At 75.1% G+C, this 14,352-nt stretch carries 11 protein-coding genes; 6 read left to right on the top strand and 5 right to left on the bottom strand.

Annotated elements, in window-relative coordinates:
- Positions 1 to 172: 172 nt before the first annotated feature.
- A complete protein-coding gene (locus tag ACZ4QV_RS16290) occupies positions 173 to 2,284 on the top strand; it encodes an FUSC family protein (RefSeq protein ID WP_361148216.1) in 2,112 nt (703 codons plus the stop codon).
- Between the two features lie 282 nt (positions 2,285 to 2,566).
- Positions 2,567 to 2,785: a hypothetical protein gene (locus ACZ4QV_RS16285; protein ID WP_361148214.1), complete on the top strand. Its 219-nt coding sequence runs from the start codon at positions 2,567 to 2,569 to the stop codon at positions 2,783 to 2,785.
- A gap of 63 nt (positions 2,786 to 2,848) precedes the next feature.
- On the opposite strand, the gene ACZ4QV_RS16280 is transcribed toward ACZ4QV_RS16285, so the two are convergent.
- The 3 genes from ACZ4QV_RS16280 to ACZ4QV_RS16270 all read right to left on the bottom strand — a co-directional run bounded on the left by ACZ4QV_RS16280 (position 2,849) and on the right by ACZ4QV_RS16270 (position 7,278).
- Positions 2,849 to 5,299 (bottom strand): Tex family protein, encoded by a 2,451-nt coding sequence (locus ACZ4QV_RS16280; RefSeq protein ID WP_361581387.1) that lies wholly within the window; start codon positions 5,297 to 5,299, stop codon positions 2,849 to 2,851.
- Between the two features lie 246 nt (positions 5,300 to 5,545).
- A complete protein-coding gene (locus ACZ4QV_RS16275) occupies positions 5,546 to 6,283 on the bottom strand; it encodes an SAM-dependent methyltransferase (protein ID WP_361581384.1) in 738 nt (245 codons plus the stop codon).
- A gap of 122 nt (positions 6,284 to 6,405) precedes the next feature.
- Positions 6,406 to 7,278, bottom strand: a complete 873-nt coding sequence (locus ACZ4QV_RS16270; protein WP_361148208.1) for an SCO6745 family protein — start codon at positions 7,276 to 7,278, stop codon at positions 6,406 to 6,408.
- 171 nt (positions 7,279 to 7,449) lie between these two features.
- On the opposite strand from ACZ4QV_RS16270, the gene ACZ4QV_RS16265 reads away from it, so the two are divergent.
- Together ACZ4QV_RS16265 and ACZ4QV_RS16260 are read left to right on the top strand one after the other, a co-directional pair.
- Positions 7,450 to 8,418 (top strand): GlxA family transcriptional regulator, encoded by a 969-nt coding sequence (locus tag ACZ4QV_RS16265; RefSeq protein ID WP_361581381.1) that lies wholly within the window; start codon positions 7,450 to 7,452, stop codon positions 8,416 to 8,418.
- Positions 8,419 to 8,547: 129 nt separating this feature from the next.
- Positions 8,548 to 9,186 (top strand): DJ-1/PfpI family protein, encoded by a 639-nt coding sequence (locus tag ACZ4QV_RS16260; protein WP_361581378.1) that lies wholly within the window; start codon positions 8,548 to 8,550, stop codon positions 9,184 to 9,186.
- Positions 9,187 to 9,324: 138 nt separating this feature from the next.
- On the opposite strand, the gene ACZ4QV_RS16255 is transcribed toward ACZ4QV_RS16260, so the two are convergent.
- Positions 9,325 to 11,406, bottom strand: coding sequence for an ATP-binding protein (locus ACZ4QV_RS16255; protein WP_361581375.1), 2,082 nt, complete (start codon positions 11,404 to 11,406; stop codon positions 9,325 to 9,327).
- A 140-nt stretch (positions 11,407 to 11,546) separates the two neighbouring features.
- Here ACZ4QV_RS16255 and ACZ4QV_RS16250 point away from each other — a divergent pair, with 140 nt between their 5' ends.
- Positions 11,547 to 11,834 carry a hypothetical protein gene (locus tag ACZ4QV_RS16250; RefSeq protein WP_361148201.1) on the top strand — a complete coding sequence of 96 codons (288 nt, stop codon included), beginning with the start codon at positions 11,547 to 11,549 and terminating at the stop codon, positions 11,832 to 11,834.
- A gap of 21 nt (positions 11,835 to 11,855) precedes the next feature.
- Here the strand turns inward: ACZ4QV_RS16250 and ACZ4QV_RS16245 are convergent, their stop codons facing one another.
- On the bottom strand, positions 11,856 to 12,614 hold the full coding sequence (locus ACZ4QV_RS16245; protein WP_361148199.1) for an enoyl-CoA hydratase/isomerase family protein: 759 nt from the start codon (positions 12,612 to 12,614) through the stop codon (positions 11,856 to 11,858).
- A 55-nt stretch (positions 12,615 to 12,669) separates the two neighbouring features.
- On the opposite strand from ACZ4QV_RS16245, the gene ACZ4QV_RS16240 reads away from it, so the two are divergent.
- Positions 12,670 to 14,322: an ABC-F family ATP-binding cassette domain-containing protein gene (locus tag ACZ4QV_RS16240; RefSeq protein WP_361581371.1), complete on the top strand. Its 1,653-nt coding sequence runs from the start codon at positions 12,670 to 12,672 to the stop codon at positions 14,320 to 14,322.
- Positions 14,323 to 14,352: the final 30 nt, after the last annotated feature.

Below are 14,352 nucleotides of genomic sequence, written 5' to 3'. Positions count from 1 at the left end.
AAGCTGGATGTCAGCACCGTCGGCCGATGACGCCCCTCGGACACCCCGCCCCGCACCCGTCCCGGGTACTCCGTGTGCCCTCCCCCTCAGCCAGCAGCGCAGTACGTCCAGCTCTGTGCGGGTACGTACCCATATGTCCGCCGCTGCCGTCATCCGCCGTTCAAGGAGGCCCATGCCCCGCGCTCCGCGCGCCGTGCCCACCTGGCTCGCCCACCCCCTGCGCTGGCAGCGGCTGCCCGTGCCCTGGGCCGCCGTGGTCCGCGGAGCCCTGTGCGCGGGCCCGCTGCTCGCCGCGGGCGTGGCCACCGGCCACCCGGCCGCCGGCGTGCTGGCCGGCCTCGGCTCCATGCTCGCGGGCGTCAACGACCGACCCGGCACCCGCCGCCGCGGCGTCGTGCACATCGGCCTGCCCGCCCTCGCGTCGTCCTTCGGCATGCTGATGGGCGCCACCCTGCAGACCGTCGGCGCGGGCTGGTGGGTGGTCCCCGCCCTGTTCGCCGTGGGCTTCGTCTCGGGCGCGGGCAGCGTCGCCGGGCCGGTGCGCTCCAACGCGGGCATGCAGATGCTGGCCAGCACCGTCCTCGGCGCGGGCATGCCGCTGTCCGGCGCCCCGTGGCTCAAGGCCCTCTACCTCCTCGCCGGCTGCCTGTGGCTGCTCCTGCTGCGCCTGGTGTTCCACCCGCCCCGCCCGGTCGGCGGGCCGCTCAGCGGTGAGCGGGCAGCCGTCGCCACCGTCTTCGACGCGCTCGCGGACGCGCTGGAAGCCGTCGGCGGGCCGGGCGCCGAAGCGGCCCGCCGCCGCCTCACCGCCGCCCTCGACCGCGCCGACGAAGCCCTGCGGCTGCGCCGCCTGCTGCGCCGCCGCCCCCGCGCGGACGAACGGCTGCTCGCCGAGCGGCTGGCGGCCGGCACCGCGCTGTGCGAGGCCAGCGTCGCGCTGCTGTGGGAGGCCCAGCCGCTGCCGGACCGGGTGGCCGAGGGCCCGCGCCGCTTCGCCGAAGCGCTGCGCACCGGCCGCCCGCCGGGCCGGCTCTCCGCGCCGGAGACCAGTTCCCCGGCGCGCGGCGCCTTCGACCGCGCCCTCCTGGACGCCGCGGTGGTCTTCGCCCGTACGGAACCGCTGGACACCGCCGGGGCCGACGGCGGGCCCGCGGCGATCTCGGGAGCCGTACCCGCGCGTACGGGAACGGGGGCGACGACGGAGACGGCAACGGAGGCGGCGACGGACGGGCAGACCGGGACGCAGCCGCAGGACGGGGAGCGCGGGACGCCCGCCGCGGAACGCTCCGCGCCCGGCCGCCGCCCCTCCCCGCGCGACCGGACGATCGCGGCGGTCGCCTCCCGCACCCGGCGCGGCCGGAGCCTCCTCGGCCCGGCCGGTCGCGACTACGGCCTGCGGGTCGGCCTGTGCATCGCCGTGAGTGCGGCGGCGGCCCTCGCGCTGCGCGCCGATCACTGGTACTGGCTGCCCGCCACCGTCACCTTCCTCGTCAAGCCCGACCTGGGTCCGCTCTTCTCCCGTACGGTCAACCGCTTCGCCGGGACCGTCGCCGGTGTGCTGGTCTTCGCGGCGGCCGGGGCGCTGCTGGACGGTTGGTGGTGGCCCGCGCTCATCGCCGGAGCGGGCGGCGCGCTGCTGCCGTTCGCCACCCGCCACTTCGCGCTCCAGACCGTCGCGATCACCCTGATGGTGCTGTCGTTCGTGCACGTCAGCGGTGACCCGCAGGCCGCGCTGGAGCGGATCGTGGACACCTCGGCCGCCTGCGGCATCGTGCTCGTCGTCGGCCACCTGCCACGGCTCGCCGACCCGCGCCGCCGCGTCGGGCACCGGGTCACCGCCGCGCTGCGCGCCACCGGCACGTACCTGGGCGAGGTGCTCAGGACCGAACCGGGGCACGACCGGGGCGAGCGGCTGGTACTGCGCCGGGAGGCCTACCGGGCGCTCGGCGAGGCCCGCGCGGCGGCCGAGACCGCGGCCGCCGAACTCGTCGCGGCGCGCGGCCGCAACCCCGACTGGCTCACGGTCGTCACCGCCGCCGAACGCATCGTCGACGCGGCGACCGCCTGCGCCGTACGGCTCGACCACGGCGCCCGCCGCCCGACCCGGCAGGAGGCCCGCCGGCTCTCCGAGGCGCTCACCGCGATGGCGGACGCGCTGGAGGACCCGGGCCGCCCCGGGCCGCCCGCGCTCGCGGCCCAGATCCCGCCCGTACCGGGCTGCGCGACGCTCACGGACGTGGCCGCCGAGCTGGAACGGATGCGCGGCTTCGCGGGCGCGGCCTGAAGCGGCCCGCCGGCCGCGCGCGTCCGGTCTGAACCCGCCCACAGCGGGTAGGGCGTTTCTGATGGTTCTCCGTGCGTGCCGGGCGTCGCGATGCCGCGGAGATCCGTCAGAAGCGCCCTAAGCGTGCCGCCGACGGGCGCCGCTACGGCTGCCGCCACCCGCTTGGCACGCCGGGCATGCCGACGCCGCCGGGCCGGTGCGCTACTGGAGGAGCCGGGCGGCACCGTCGCGGCGCCACCGAACCGTCGATTCCAGCGTGAGCCGGGAGCCAGCATGGGTGACATGTCGAAGAACCGCCCCGAACGGGAGCGCAGGGCACAGCGCGCGGCGCAGGAGAACGCCCCCGCCTCCCCGGACCGCAGTGCCGGGGAGGCCGCCGGCGTCGGAGAGAGTTACGTGTCGCAGGAGGACGGCCGCTGGGTCAGCCACGTGGGGAAGCCGGAGGCCGGGAAGCACCGCAAGGGCCCCGGCCCGGTACCGCGTACGGACACGCCCGAGTGACCTGAACGTCCGTGCGGCCGGTACCGGCCCGAACCGGTACCGGCCGCACCTTGCTCAGCCTGCTCAGCGCCCGCCGCGCTCCTTGCCCAGGAGGCCCGCACGGCGCAGGGCGTCGGCCATGGCGCCGTTCGCCGGGGCGGCGTCGCGGGAACCGCCACGGCGCTCGTTGCCGCCCTGGCGCTGTCGCGGGGTGCCGCCGCGCCGCTGCTGGCCGTCCCGGTCGCCGCGGCCGTCCCGGTCGCCGCGCCGGGCCTCGCGCGGAGCGCCCTGGCGCTGCCCGCCGTCGGCCGCGCCGCCGCCCTTGCCGGGTTCGTCGTCGAGGCGCAGCGTCAGCGAGATCCGCTTGCGCGGGATGTCGACGTCCAGCACCTTCACGCGCACGATGTCGCCCGGCTTGACCACGTCGCGCGGGTCCTTGACGAAGGTCTTGGACATCGCGGAGACGTGCACCAGGCCGTCCTGGTGGACACCGACGTCGACGAAGGCACCGAAGGCGGCCACGTTGGTGACCACACCCTCCAGGAGCATCCCGGGCCGCAGGTCGCCGATCTTCTCCACGCCCTCCTTGAAGGTGGCCGTCTTGAAGACCGGGCGCGGGTCGCGGCCCGGCTTCTCCAGCTCCTGGAGGATGTCGGTGACGGTCGGCAGTCCGAAGGAGTCGTCGACGAAGTCGGCCGGCTTCAGCGCGCGCAGCACCGCCGTGTTGCCGATCAGCGAGGACACCTCGCCGCCCGCCGACTTCACCATCCGGCGCACCACCGGGTACGCCTCCGGGTGCACGCTGGACGCGTCGAGCGGGTCCTCGCCGTCGCGGATGCGCAGGAAGCCCGCGCACTGCTCGTACGCCTTCGGGCCGAGCCGCGCCACGTCCTTGAGGGCCTTGCGGGCCTTGAAGGGGCCGTTGGCGTCGCGGTGCGCGACGATGTTCTCGGCCAGTCCGGAGCTGATGCCGGACACCCGCGACAGCAGCGGGGCCGAGGCGGTGTTGACGTCGACACCGACACCGTTCACACAGTCCTCGACCACCGCGTCCAGCGACCGCGACAGCTTCACCTCGGACAGATCGTGCTGGTACTGACCGACACCGATCGACTTTGGATCGATCTTGACCAGTTCGGCCAGCGGGTCCTGGAGGCGGCGCGCGATCGAGACCGCGCCGCGCAGCGACACGTCCAGCTCCGGCAGCTCCTGCGAGGCGAACGCCGAGGCCGAGTACACCGACGCGCCCGCCTCGGAGACCATCACCTTCGTCAGCTTCAGCTCGGGCTGCGCCGCGATCAGGTCGGCGGCCAGCTTGTCCGTCTCACGGGAGGCGGTGCCGTTGCCGATGGCGATCAGCTCGACGTCGTGCTCCCGGGCCAGCCGCGCCAGCGTGGCCAGCGACTGGTCCCACTTCTGCTGCGGCACGTGCGGGTAGATCGTCTCCGTCGCCGCCACCTTGCCCGTCGCGTCCACCACGGCGACCTTCACGCCCGTACGGAAGCCGGGGTCCAGGCCCATCGTGGCGCGGGTGCCGGCCGGCGCCGCCAGCAGCAGGTCGCGCAGGTTGGACGCGAAGACCCGTACCGCCTCGTCCTCGGCGGTCTGCCGCAGCCGCAGCCGCAGGTCGATGCCGAGGTGCACGAGGACGCGGGTGCGCCAGGCCCAGCGCACGGTGTCCTTGAGCCACTTGTCGGCCGGGCGGCCGCGGTCGGTGATGCCGAACTTGTGGGCGATGGACTGCTCGTACGCCGTGGTGCCCTCGACCGGCTCGGTCTCCGGCTCCAGCGCGAGATCGAGGATCTCCTCCTTCTCGCCGCGCAGCATCGCCAGGATCCGGTGCGACGGCAGCGCGGTGAAGGGCTCCGCGAAGTCGAAGTAGTCGGCGAACTTGGCGCCCGCCTCCTCTTTGCCCTCACGCACCTTCGCGGCCACCTGACCGCGCGACCACATGCGTTCGCGCAGCTCGCCGATGAGGTCGGCGTCCTCACTGAACCGCTCGGTGAGGATGGCCCGCGCGCCCTCCAGGGCGGCGGCCGGGTCGGCGACGCCCTTGTCCGCGTCCACGAACGCCGCCGCGGCCGCCGCGGGCTCCACCGACGGGTCGGCCAGCAGGCCGTCCGCCAGCGGTTCGAGGCCCGCCTCGCGCGCGATCTGCGCCTTGGTGCGCCGCTTGGGCTTGTACGGCAGGTAGATGTCCTCCAGGCGGGCCTTGGACTCCGCGCCGCGGATGCTCGCCTCCAGCGCGGCGTCCAGCTTGCCCTGCGACCGGACGGACTCCAGGATCGCGGTACGCCGCTCCTCCAGCTCCCGCAGGTAGCGCAGCCGTTCCTCCAACGCGCGCAACTGCGCGTCGTCGAGCATTTCGGTCGCTTCCTTGCGGTACCGGGCGATGAAGGGCACGGTCGAGCCGCCGTCGAGCAGTTCGACCGCGGCCTTCACCTGCCGCTCCTTGACGCCGAGCTCGTCGGCGATCCTCGCTTCGATGGATCCGATGGTCCCGGACGCCCCGTTGGCCTCGGTGGATGCCGTCACGTTGTTCCTGCCCCGCCTTCCAGCGTTTGCTTGAGCCTGCATTGTGCAGGTTGGCGGGCTTCACTGTCGCGCGACCCGGGCCGCCGCGGCGAGGTGTGAGAAGCCGCACGCGCGGGGGAGCGGTCCGTACGGGACGTGGGGATACGCACGGGGCGGGCGGGGCGGGACGTACCGCGCTCCGGGAGCCGGCGGCCGGCCGGGAAGGGCTCGGTGCCCGGGCGTGTCAGCGCGTCCGGAAGGCGGCCCTCAGCCGTCGGTACGGCGCAGCACCAGACTGACGAAGCCCCAGCAGTCCCGGTAGACCCGCAGCCACTCCGTACGGTGGGCATCGGCCGCCGCCAGTGCCTCGCTCCGGTCGGGGCCCTCGGGCCGGTCCAGCGCCCACGAGGCCAGCGACCCGGCCCACGACCATTCGTAGGCGTCCAGCTCCCGGCGGCTGCTGACGTGTCCGTGGACGGGGGTCCACCCGGCGGCGGTGACGCGTTCCAGGGTGGTCGGCAGGTCGGCGAAGTCGCCGAGCATCCCGACGGCCTCCGGGGACGGCGTACGCTCCCAGAAGCCGTCACCGACCAGGACCCGGCCGCCGGGGGCCAGGTGCCGGCGCGCCGCGACCAGCGTGGGCAGCAGGCCGCCGAAGGCGTGCGCGGCCCCGACGCTGACCACCAGGCCGAACGGGTGCGGGGAGCGGAAGCCCGTGACGTCCTCGTGGTGCAGGACGAGCCGGTCCGCGACGCCCTGCCCGACGGCGGCCGTACGGGCGTGCGCCAGGGACTCCGCGAAGACGTCCACGCCCTCGGCCCGCAGCCCCCGATGCCGGGCCAGCGCGCGCAACAGCCATTCCCCGCCCCCGCACCCGAGGTCGAGCACCCGCTCGTCGCCGTGCGGCAGGGCGTGTTCCAGCAACTGCCGTACCGAGTCGTCGCCGAGCGGCGCCGCGATCGGGTGGCCGGTGTGGGCGATACGGGAGATCCGTCGGCGGTCCATCGACGCAGCCTGGCAGCGGGCCCCCGTCCCGCGCACCTGGAATTCCGTGCGCGGGACGCCGCACGGGCCCACGGCGGAGCGGAGCAACTGCCGTACGGTTCCCGTGCGTCGGTCCGGGCGGCTCAGCGCTTGCCGAGGAGTTCCTTGGGGAACGCGCCCGCCGCCACCGCGGTCTGCGTGAAGCCGGTGGCCAGCTCGGTGAGCCGGGCCACGTCCGCCGCGCCCAGGTGCTCGTACGGTGCCAGGTCCAGCCGGTCCGTGGTGTCCTCCAGGTCCGCGCGCAGCTTGGTGCCCGCCTCGGTCAGCGCGCCCGCCGCGTCCAGGATGCCGCGTTCGCGCAGCCCCTCCTCGGCCGCCTCCCACTGCTCCAGCGACCAGCCGCGGGTCGCCAGGAGCCACGAGCGGTCCGCGCCGCGGTCGGTGGCGGTGTGGGTGACCAGGGCCTCCAGGCCGTTCAGCTCGGCGTCCAGCAGCGCCACCAGGTGGCCGTCACCACGGTGCTCGCGCAGCAGCGTCGCCGCGTGCCAGTAGGCGAGGTGCGGGGCCTCGGGGACCGGGAGGTCGGCGTGCGCGGCGTACAGCGGACGGGCGTGCCGGGTGCAGCCCTCGGTGGCGCGCAGCGCCAGCCGGGCCGCCTCGGCCATCTCCGGCGACTCCACCACGGCGTCGCCGAGCAGCCGCCGCAGCGTGCTGTCGACCGCCCGCAGCCGCGCGGCCAGCACCTCGGCGGGCGGCACGACGGACCAGACCTGCGGTATGTGCCGGGCGACCAGGTCGTACGCGAAGTTGTAGAAGGTCGCGGTGACGGTGCCGGGGCCCACCGCGCCCATGGCCGCGGCCCGGCTCGCGAAGTAGGCGGCGGCGCGGTCCTCGACGCCGACGGCCGCGAGTTCGGCCGGCAGGTCCGGCGAGAAGTAGACGGTCGAGTGCAGCGGGTTGACGACGTGGTGGCAGCGCCGGCCGGCGCGCTCCGGGAGCGAGGTCGTGGAGGTCATGCCCGCAGGTTACCGACCCGTTGGTATGGAGGGGAGGGCAGGCCCGCGGCACGCCGGTCCGCGTCCGCGTCCGGTGGCCGCCGAGGGCGGCGGGGCGGGCTGTACGTGATGGCCGTAAAGGTGGGTTGTTCGTCATTGCCGCCATCACCGCGTCCGCCCAGGATGGGGCCCATGGAACAGCGCGATGTGCTGGTCGTCCTCTTCGAGGGCGTACAGAGCCTCGATGTCACCGGCCCCCTGGAAGTCTTCACGGGAGCCGCCCTGCGCGTGCCCGGCGCGTACCCGGTCCGTACCGCCTCGCTCGACGGCGCCCCGGTCCGTACGTCCAGCGGACTGACCGTCACCCCCGACCTGCGGCTGTCCGACGCCGCACCGCCGCACACCCTCCTGGTGCCCGGCGGCCGGGGCACCCGGGCGCCCGACCCCCGGCTCGTCGACTGGCTGCGCGCGAACGCCCCGGAGGCGCGGCGCAAGGTGGCGGTGTGCACCGGAGCGTTCCTGCTCGCCGCGGCCGGGCTGCTGGACGGGCGCCGGGCGACCACCCACTGGACCCGCTGCGACGCGCTCGCCGCGGGCTATCCGGCCGTACGGGTCGACCCGGAGCCGATCTACGTACGGGACGGCGACGTGGCGACCTCGGCGGGCGTCACCGCCGGCATCGACCTCGCGCTGGCCCTGGTGGAGGAGGACCTCGGGCGCGACCTCGCCCTGGACGTCGCCCGCCACCTGGTGGTCTTCCTGCGCAGACCCGGCAACCAGACGCAGTTCAGCGTCCAGCTCGCCGCCCAGACGGCGGACCGGCGCCCCCTGCGCGACGTACAGCAGTGGATCACCGAGAACCCGGCGGCCGACCTGTCCGTCGAGACGCTCGCCGACCGCGCGGGCCTGTCGCCCCGGCACTTCGCCCGCGCCTTCCGCGCCGAGGTCGGCATGACGCCGGGCCGCTACGTCGACCGGGTACGGCTCGAAGCCGCCCGGCGCCTCCTGGAGGACACCGCCGACGGCGTCGAGGGCATCTCCCGCCGCTGCGGCTACGGCACTCCGGAGGCGATGCGCCGTGCGTTCACCCGCACGCTGGGCGCCGCGCCCGCCGAATACCGCCGCCGCTTCCGGCCCGCTTCCCCGCCACCGTTCGGCTGACCGGCCCGGCTGCTGGCCGCCGAGGCTCCCCGGCACCGAAGGCACCGAAGGCACCGAAGGCACCGAAGGTCCCAAAGGCGTCACAAGGCCCGAAGGGCGCCGAAGGCACCAAAGGATCGAAAGGCCCCCATGCAGATCGCCATCCTCCTCTACGACCGCTTCACCGCCCTGGACGCCGTCGGCCCGTACGACACGCTCAGCCGCATCCCGGGTGCCGAGACCGTCCTCGTCGCCGAGCGCACCGGAGAGCACCGCAACGACACCGGCACCCTCGCCCTGACCGCCGACGCGGTCCTGTCCGACGTCACCGCCCCGGACGTGCTCGTCGTGCCCGGCGGCCCCGGCCAGACCGCGCTGATGGACGACGGCCCGCTGCACGACTGGATCCGCGCCGTGGACACCCGCACCACCTGGACCACCTCCGTCTGCACCGGATCGCTGATCCTCGCCGCCACCGGGCTCCTCAAGGGCCGCCGCGCCACCTCCCACTGGCTCGCGCTGGACCGACTGCCGCGCCACGGGGCCGAACCGACCGGCGAACGCGTCGTCTTCGACGGTAAGTACGTGACCGCCGCAGGTGTTTCCTCCGGCATCGACATGGGCCTCGCCCTGGCGGGCCGGATCGCCGGCGACACCCGCGCGCAGGCCATTCAGCTCGGCATCGAGTACGACCCGCAGCCGCCGTACGACGCGGGCTCGCCGGAGAAGGCCCCGGCCGGAGTCACGGCGGCGATGCGGGCCCGGAGCCGGTTCGTCCTGGAGGACTGACGGGCCCGGTCGTCCTGGGGGGGGCTGACGCACCCGGCGGACGACCGGGCCGTTCGCCTCAGAGGCCGTGCGCCTCAACGGCCCTACGCCTCAACGGCCCTACGCCTCCGCGGCCGTACGCTTCAAGGACCGTCCGCCTCAAGAAGCGTCCGGCCCACCACCCTCCAGCTCCTCCTGCCACAGCAGTTCCGTCAGCCGGCCGATCCCGGCCGTCAGATGACGCCGGTACGTCGTCATCGGCAACCGCAGCAGCTCCGCGGCGCGCGCCTGGGTACCGGCCGGGCGCAGATACGTGTGGTGCAGCGCCCGGAACGCCCGGCGGTCCGGCGGCGACTCCTCCAGCGCTGCCGCCGCCGCACGGATCGCTTCCCGCAGGGCCGCCACCCGCTCCCGCGCGCCCGTCCCGTCCGCCGCGCACCGCCCGGCCACCAGCCGCGTCTCCAGCAGCGGTGAGTCCCGCAGCCCGTCCGGCCGTACGAACGCGCGCAGCGCCTCCCGTACGGCCGCCGCGAACGCCTCCCGGTCCAGCACCCGCAAGGGGCCGGACGGTACGGGCGGGGCCACGGCGAGGGGGTCCTCGGCCCGCTCCCGCTCGGTCAGCATCGCCAGCCACGCCAGCCCCGGCACCCGCCGCCAGTCGTGCACGAACATCCCGAACCGGCGCCCGCCGGACGTGAAGTCCGCCGCGGGCAGCCGGGCGAAGTCCACGTACGCACAGCCCGGCTCCCAGAACTCCGGGTCGGCGAACGGCAGCAGCGTCACGGCGGGCCGGCGGCCGGTGAGGTAGTGGTGCGTCAGGCGCAGGGTGATCAGTGTCTGCACGGGGGAGACGGCCTGGTACTCGTCGCGGCTCATCCAGAACCGGACCAGCAACGCCGTCTCGTCCCCGCGCAGTTCACCGTACGCGTCCAGCCAGCGGCAGGCGGCCCGTACCGCCGGATCGTCCGGCCCGCCCGGAGGGGGCGCCGCGCCCAGCTCGATCAGCGTGTAGAAACCCGCCGCCACCCCGTCCGGACCGCGCACGGTGTACGTCTCGGCCTGCGGACGCCGCGACCACGCGTGCACCAGCCGCGCCGCCTCGATCCCCTCGTGGATCGCGGCGACCGTGCACGCCTCCACCAGCTCACCCCCGGTGACCGGCCCCGGCGAGACGGTCAGCCGGTCCAGCCGGGCCGCGCCCGCCGCCCCGCGCGCCACCGGCTCCAGCAGCGGACCGACGACCGGACTGTCCCGGTGCAGGTACGCGAAGTCCGCGAGCACCGCCCGCTGCCGCCCCCGCTCGTCCTCCCGCGTGAACAGCCGCTGGTAGTACGCGCTGGCCCGGCGGTGCAGCGCCGCCCTGCGCTCCGGGTCGCGCCAGCGCAGCTCCGCGTCCAGCGCGTCCCGTACGAGATCGTGCGGATGCACCCCGCGTGCCCCGCTCTCCACGGCGGACAGCCCGCACAGCCAGTCGAAGTACGGCCGGGCGTCCGGCACGTCCAGCAGCGCGGCCAGCAACGGCTCGGTCGTCGAGAGCACCTGCGAGGACGCCTCCAGCGCCGTACGGTGCAGCGGCGTGGGCACCGCTTCCAGCAGGCTGGCCAGCAGCGCCCGGACCACCTGCGGCGACGGCCCGGGCCCGGCCCCCTCGCCGCCGAGCGCGGCGACGTCCGCCACCAGCGCGAGCGCCAGAGGGTGCCCGCGGGTGAAGGCCAGCCCCTGCTCCTGCACGGCGGGCGGCACACCGCGCCGGGTGAGCAGCTCCCGGCTGTCCGCCTCGTCCAGCGGACCGAGCGGCAGCAGACGCAGCAGCCCCTGCCAGGCCGGGTCCAGGCGCCACGACATCGACGGCGCCGTCCGGCAGGCCAGCGCGACCAGCACGTCGGCGGGCAGCCGGGGCAGCAACGCGCGGTGCACGGTCTCGCGCGCGGTCCGCGCGTCGTCCAGGCCGTCGATCAGCAGCACCAGGTCCGGCCGGTCCGGAATGCGTTCTGCCAGCTCCTCCTCGTAGGAGCGGACCCCGGACGCCTCCAGGTGGACGACGGTCCGCCCGGCGCGCCCGGCGAGCTGCGCGAAGTGGTGCAGCAGCGTGGTCTTCCCGATGCCGCCGGGGCCGTGCACGTACACCACCGCGCCGCGTCCGGCGGCCAGCAGCTCGCGAAAGGCCGTGGTCTCGTCACGGCGGCCGACGAAGCCCTCTTCGCGCGCCGTCGCGAGCCGGTCGCCCAACCGGTCGGTCACCCGTCAAGTATGTCGCCGAGGTGACCGGAACGGACCCGCATCGGACAGGAAACGGACAGTCGCCGGGCTGCCAACCGATCGGTTCCCGCCCGTAGCTTCCTGGTGTCGGTCCAGTCGGCGGCTCAGGGGGGCGAAGGCGGATGAACCGCAGGATCACCGCTGTCGTGGGAGCGGCGTTCGCCGGGGCCGCGGCCGCCGGGCCGGCCCTGTCGGCCGCCGGTCAGGGCGCGAAGTTCGAGCTCCGGTACCAGGGCGCGACCGTACCGGGTACCGGCTCGCCCGGCCCGTTCACCGCGTACGGCGCGGAACCGCGCGACACCTGGGCCGGCTGGCCGGGCGCGGGCGACCGCGCCGCCTGCGTCACCGACAACGGCACGGCCGACACGAACGTACGTCTGGCGCTCACGACGGACGGCGAGGTGGGATGACCCGTCTCCCCGTGGCCCGTATCACCGCGCCGTCCAGGTGAAACGCGGCGTCCGGCGTTCGAGGAAAGCGGCGACACCCTCCGCGGTGTCGCCGCTTTCACCTGCCTGTTCCTCCCAGTGGGCCACCCGCTCCGCGTCGGCGCGGCCGTCCGCGAACTCCTTCGCCGCGGCCTGCGTCAGCTGCGACCGGCTCGCCAGTACGGCGGTGAAGTCGGCCACCCGCTTGTCCAGCTCCCCTTCGGGCAGCACCTCGTCCAGCAGCCCGGTCCGCAGCGCCCGCGCACAGTCGATCAACTCGCCCGAGAACAGCAGGTACTTGGCGGCCGAAGGGCCCACCAGGCGCACCAGCCGCCGGGTCGCGGAGGCCGGGTAGACGATCCCCAGCTTCGCGGGCGTCACCCCGAACCGGGCGCCCTCCTCCGCGAACCGCAGGTCGCACGCGGCCGCCAGCTGGCAGCCGCCGCCCACGCAGTACCCGCGTATCGCCGCCAGCGTCGGCTTCGGGAACGCCGCCAGCGCCTCCTCCGCGGCCGTCGCCAGCCCCTTCCCCGTCCCCGCCCCCGCCGACCCGCGCAGCGACCCGATGTCCGCACCGGCGCAGAACGTGCCGCCCGCCCCGGTCAGCACCAGCGCCCGTACGGCACGGTCCGCCGCCAGCCGGTCCAGCAGCGGCGGCAGTTCCCGCCACATCTCCGTCGTCATGGCGTTGCGCTTGGCGGGGTGGCTGAGAGTGACGGTCGCTGTGCCGTCGCTGACGCGTGTGACGATGCCCGGTTCCATGCCCCGGATATTAGAGCGACGGCCTGGTGACGGGCCCGATACGATCAGCGGTCTGATGTCTGCCACCGCCGCCACCCTCGTAGCCAAGTCCCTCGCCGCCGGCCACGGCGAGCGCGTCCTGTTCTCCGGCCTCGACCTGGTGGTCGCGCCCGGGGACGTGATCGGCCTGGTCGGCGCCAACGGCGCCGGCAAGTCCACCCTGCTGCGCCTGCTGGCCGGGCTGGACACCCCGGAGGAAGGCCGGCTGACACTCAGCCCGCCCACCGCCACGGTCGGCCACCTCCCGCAGGAGCCGGACCGCCGCCCGGGGGAGTCCGTCCGCGCCTTCCTCGGCCGCCGCACCGGCGTCACGGCCGCCCAGACCGCCCTGGACGCCGCCACCGAGGCCCTGGTCGAGGAACGGCCGGGCGCCGACGACGCGTACGCCACCGCCCTGGAGCGCTGGCTCTCGCTCGGCGCCGCCGACCTCGACGAACGCGCCGCGGAGACGGCCGGACAGCTCGGCCTGGCCGTCGGCCTCGACCAGCCGATGACGTCCCTGTCCGGCGGCCAGGCCGCCCGCGCCTCCCTCGCCTCGCTGCTGCTCTCCCGCTACGACGTCTTCCTGCTGGACGAGCCCACCAACGACCTCGACCTGGACGGCCTGGCCCGGCTGGAGGAATTCGTCACCGGCCTGCGCGCCGGCACGGTCCTGGTCAGTCACGACCGCGAGTTCCTGACCCGCACGGTCAGCCGCGTCGTCGAACTGGACCTCGCACAGCAGCAGGTCAACACCTACGGCGGTGGCTACGCCGCGTACCTGGAGGAGCGCGAGCGGGCCCGCCGCCACGCCCGCGAGGAGTACGAGGAGTACGCGGACACCAGGGCGTCCCTCGAAGCGCGCGCCCACACCCAGCGCAGCTGGATGGAGAAGGGCGTCAAGAACGCCCGGCGCAAGGCCACCGACAACGACAAGATCGGCCGCAAGTTCCGCGCCGAGTCCACCGAGAAGCAGGCCGCCAAGGCCAAGCAGACCCAGCGCATGATCGAACGCCTGGAGGCGGTCGAGGAGCCGCGCAAGGAGTGGGAACTGCGCATGGAGATCGCCGCCGCGCCCCGCGCGGGCGCGGTCGTGGCCACCCTGCGCGGCGCCGAGGTGCGGCGCGGGGACTTCCGTTTCGGCCCGGTGGACCTCCAGATCGACTGGGCCGACCGGGTCGCCGTCACCGGCCCCAACGGCTCCGGCAAGTCCACCCTGCTCGCCGCCCTGCTCGGCCGGCTGCCGCTGGACGCCGGACACGCCGCCCTCGGCCCCGGCGTCGTCGTCGGCGAGGTCGACCAGGCCCGCGGCGCCTTCCTCGGCGACGAGCCGCTGGCGGAGGCGTTCCGTACGGCCGTACCGGAGATGTCCCCGGCCGACGTACGGACCCTGCTCGCCAAGTTCGGGCTCAAGGCGGCCCACGTACTGCGGCCCGCCTCGACGCTCTCCCCGGGCGAGCGGACCCGCGCCGCCCTCGCGCTCCTCCAGGGCCGCGGCGTCAACCTGCTGGTCCTGGACGAGCCGACCAACCACCTCGACCTGCCGGCCATCGAACAACTGGAGTCCGCGCTCGCCTCCTACCGGGGCACGCTGCTGCTGGTCACCCACGACCGCCGGATGCTGGAGGCGGTGGACACCGGCCGGCGCATCGAGGTCGAGGGCGGGCGGATCACCGAGCGGGTCCGCTGAGCCGCCCGGTCGCGCCGGGCGCGGCCGTAC

It is taken from the genome of Streptomyces sp. NPDC026394, assembly GCF_055567735.1.
The sequence above is the reverse complement of the archived record's forward strand: the minus strand, read 5'-3'. Positions and strand labels throughout refer to the sequence as shown.

Excerpts from the sequence above, each read along its gene's own strand:
- ACZ4QV_RS16250 (WP_361148201.1), top strand. The coding sequence starts at position 11,547 with ATGAACCGCAGGATCACCGCTGTCGTGGGAGCGGCGTTCGCCGGGGCC.
- ACZ4QV_RS16265 (WP_361581381.1), top strand. The coding sequence starts at position 7,450 with ATGGAACAGCGCGATGTGCTGGTCGTCCTCTTCGAGGGCGTACAGAGC.
- ACZ4QV_RS16285 (WP_361148214.1), top strand. The coding sequence starts at position 2,567 with ATGTCGAAGAACCGCCCCGAACGGGAGCGCAGGGCACAGCGCGCGGCG.
- ACZ4QV_RS16260 (WP_361581378.1), top strand. The coding sequence starts at position 8,548 with ATGCAGATCGCCATCCTCCTCTACGACCGCTTCACCGCCCTGGACGCC.
- ACZ4QV_RS16245 (WP_361148199.1), bottom strand. The coding sequence starts at position 12,614 with ATGGAACCGGGCATCGTCACACGCGTCAGCGACGGCACAGCGACCGTC.
- ACZ4QV_RS16270 (WP_361148208.1), bottom strand. The coding sequence starts at position 7,278 with ATGACCTCCACGACCTCGCTCCCGGAGCGCGCCGGCCGGCGCTGCCAC.
- ACZ4QV_RS16290 (WP_361148216.1), top strand. The coding sequence starts at position 173 with ATGCCCCGCGCTCCGCGCGCCGTGCCCACCTGGCTCGCCCACCCCCTG.
- ACZ4QV_RS16275 (WP_361581384.1), bottom strand. The coding sequence starts at position 6,283 with ATGGACCGCCGACGGATCTCCCGTATCGCCCACACCGGCCACCCGATC.
- ACZ4QV_RS16240 (WP_361581371.1), top strand. The coding sequence starts at position 12,670 with ATGTCTGCCACCGCCGCCACCCTCGTAGCCAAGTCCCTCGCCGCCGGC.